Source organism: Microcystis sp. M090S1 (assembly GCF_020246295.1).
Lineage (GTDB): Bacteria > Cyanobacteriota > Cyanobacteriia > Cyanobacteriales > Microcystaceae > Microcystis > Microcystis aeruginosa.
In genome coordinates this window covers 1-2,850 of record NZ_JADBTF010000318.1, presented here as the reverse complement: position 1 = coordinate 2,850, position 2,850 = coordinate 1, and the positions used below count along the sequence as shown (strand labels likewise).

4 protein-coding genes are annotated in these 2,850 nt (G+C 44.8%); all 4 read left to right on the top strand.

All coding sequences use genetic code 11. The features are described from left to right. Positions 1–327 precede the first annotated feature (327 nt). The 4 genes from IM477_RS13940 to IM477_RS13925 all read left to right on the top strand — a co-directional run bounded on the left by IM477_RS13940 (position 328) and on the right by IM477_RS13925 (position 2,729). Entirely contained in the window at positions 328–570 is a 243-nt protein-coding gene (locus tag IM477_RS13940; protein WP_287732172.1) for a hypothetical protein, read from the top strand. Next, complete coding sequence (locus IM477_RS13935) at positions 567–1,517, top strand: hypothetical protein (RefSeq protein WP_287732171.1); 951 nt, start codon at positions 567–569, stop codon at positions 1,515–1,517. The genes IM477_RS13940 and IM477_RS13935 overlap by 4 nt, the downstream gene beginning before the upstream one ends. A 160-nt stretch (positions 1,518–1,677) precedes the next feature. Continuing rightward, the gene (locus IM477_RS13930) at positions 1,678–2,202 is read left to right on the top strand and encodes a hypothetical protein (RefSeq protein ID WP_287732170.1); all 525 of its coding nucleotides are present in this window, start codon (positions 1,678–1,680) and stop codon (positions 2,200–2,202) included. Positions 2,203–2,228: 26 nt separating this feature from the next. Beyond that, positions 2,229–2,729: an ATP-binding protein gene (locus IM477_RS13925; protein ID WP_287732169.1), complete on the top strand. Its 501-nt coding sequence runs from the start codon at positions 2,229–2,231 to the stop codon at positions 2,727–2,729. The last annotated feature ends 121 nt before the right edge of the window (positions 2,730–2,850 follow it).

Here is a 2,850-nt window from a genome sequence, read left to right as displayed (position 1 = left end):
TAGGGCATACCGGAACCTTTGGGCTCGATCCAATAAACGCTTGGGGAGAGAATACCTCTACTTTTTCAGAAGCAATTCTGTCTAAGCAAGTAATCTCTGTGAACCAAGAATCCCCGTCTCTTTAGAGCGGGGAGTGTCAACGAATTAGGTATTCCAATCAATAAAAAAATCGAAGAAGCGATCGATAAATATGGGGAATGCCAAGCAGAAAGAGCGATAAATCACATAAAAAAAACTGCGGGAACGATAAAGAGTAAATACGCAGTATTCCTCTATCAAATCTCCCAAATACAAGAAAATTCGAGAAAGCAGCTATCAAAGGAATTTTTGGAATGGTATGAATACGCCAGGGGAGAAATCACAGAGGATATTCCCCCAGAATTATTGCCATTAGATCGACACGGTGAACCCTTGGTCCGAATGCGATCGAGGCCAGGGGAATTGATTGCATGGCAAAGAGCTAAATCAGGAGAAAGCTTTACACGCTGCACCAGAGAAGAATTAAGAGCATCCCTAGAGAAAATAGCCCCAGATTTCGCAAATAAATTGCGGAAAGGAGGGAATAAATGAATAAAAATAGCTGGTATCATTCCCATTCTTTCAATTTTTGCGGCTTAACGTGGGAATTTACCTATATAGAAGCCACAGCAAGCCGCACAATCGAAACAACAAAACCAGATGGGACAAAAATTCATTTAAAAATCCCCATCAAGGAGACGACTAAATTTCCCTATCCCCTTGCTTGGTTAGAGAAATGGGAGCAAAGCAAGGGAAAACGAATACTTCTAAGAGAGAAAGCAGAATCAAGAACCCTGTTTGAAGTGCCGTTAAGCCCTAGCAAACCACAGCAGGGGGAAACTGACAAAACTTTGCTAGGGCTTAACGGAGTAAAAGAAGAAGTGCAGTTAAGCCCTAGCAAACCACCACAGAGTGAAACTGATAAAACTTTGCTAGGGCTTAACGGAGTAAAAGAAGAAGTGCAGTTAAGCCCTAGCAAATTACAGCAGGGGGAAACTGACAAAACTTTGCTAGGGCTTAACGGAGTAAAAGAAGAAGTGCAGTTAAGCCCTAGCAAATGCCTATCATGCTCTTTCTGCGAAAGGATTTCAAGCATCTTGCTGACCTGCCTAGCCAGCCCGAAATATTTTACAGAAGAAAACGCGAAGGAATGCGAACGATTCACTCCCATAGCCCCAAAGACCGGGTCCGAAGGGAATCTAGAAGCAATACCCAAGCGCCCGCGACGGCGAAGAGGAAGCGGATCGGGGACTTTCATCACCACCTACGCCAATCATGGGAAATATGGGAAAAAGTACCCGCAGATATCCTATCAAGTAAAGTTTGCAGGCAAGAAGCGATCGATCTATGTGATCGCCGAAAAAATCGAGCAGATACAAGAACTCGATCGCCTAGGCAAGCCGATCAGTGAAATTCTGGAGGCGATCAATTCACCGAAGGCACGGAAAGTCTTAAGAGAGTATAAAGATTTTCTGGAAAGCAAAGAGGAAAAAAATTAAACTAAAATCACCAAAATTCCGAAATCAAGAGGAAAGCCTCTGATATTTTTCCATAAGGCAAAACCAGACTCAGCCGCTTGCATCCTCTGAATCGAGGAATTTCACCCCTACCCGAAAAATAAATATTTGGGTAGTTTTAAAAATTATAGGGATAAAAGTCATGGAAAATACGAAAGAATTACTCTCGGAATCGAAAGGGGAATTGATAGGGAAGTTAAACCAAAGGTACGGAATCGGCAAGAGCGTGACCTATAAGCGCCTAGAGTTCCTAGAGATAAGCATTCGGCAAAGTGAAGGAATAAGCTTTCTATTTTCGGCAGAAATTCAGATCCTCGATGATCTGCATGAGTGGATTAAGCAGGGAAAATCGATGATCCACTTCCCCAAACCAGGAAAATTAGCAATATCAGAATCAGGCTCGATCGAGTCTGCAAGCGCCAAGATCGAATACACCACCGCAGAGGAAGGGAATCAAATCAATCAACTGATCCGCGTCGCTCAGGAGCAGGCGGCAGGGTTGCTCATGGCTCAGAATATACTAGCGGCTCAATACAAAGATAATCCCGATCTACTGCCAGAAGACCTGCGATCGAAGGTTCGGGCGACGGAGGAAGCTGTAGCCCCAAAGTCAATCGACCCCGAGAAGTACGCATTAAGCCTGATCGCGAAAATGAAAACCGCCTAAGCCTCTACGATCAAGAGCTTAGGGAAATGATCACGGCGATCGAGGCGGGAAAATCAATACTGGTGGTGGGCGAAGCTGGAAGCGGCAAGACCACCCTGGCCGAGACTTTGCTAGGGGTTATCGGCGGCGATTACCAAATAGCAATGGCTAACTATAGCGGCAGCACGGCCGCTACCCTGAAATCGATCGCCGAACAGTGGAACATCGACGCGACCGACGAGAAAGGAAAACCCCTCAAGGGGGACGCACTCAAGCAAGAGATAGCGAACAATATCAACGATCGCTATCTTTTGATCTGCGATAATGCCCACCGATGGGCTGCCTCACTCCTGTATTGGCTAGAAATAGTGCAAGAAACGGGAGCAATCCTCGTGCTGCTATCGATCGCAGAGATTAAAACTGGCATCTTCCTAAAAATGTCGAAGATCGAGCTAGGCCGCCTCAGTGAGGCACAAATCCGAGAAATTATGATCCGCGAAGCCATAGCGATCGATTTCTCGTTAACCCCTAAGCTAAAACGCACTTAAACCACCTAAAATAGAAATAGTAACTTGAGAAAAATCCTACTTATGCCAGCCAAAGATTTCCTAGACTTAGAAGAAAAGAAAAACTTACAAAAAGCTCTTAAAGAAGAAGAAAGAGCAGAGG

Bases quoted from the DNA above. Each gene is read 5' to 3' on its own strand.
- IM477_RS13925 (WP_287732169.1), top strand. From the start codon at position 2,229: ATGATCACGGCGATCGAGGCGGGAAAATCAATACTGGTGGTGGGCGAA.
- IM477_RS13935 (WP_287732171.1), top strand. From the start codon at position 567: ATGAATAAAAATAGCTGGTATCATTCCCATTCTTTCAATTTTTGCGGC.
- IM477_RS13930 (WP_287732170.1), top strand. From the start codon at position 1,678: ATGGAAAATACGAAAGAATTACTCTCGGAATCGAAAGGGGAATTGATA.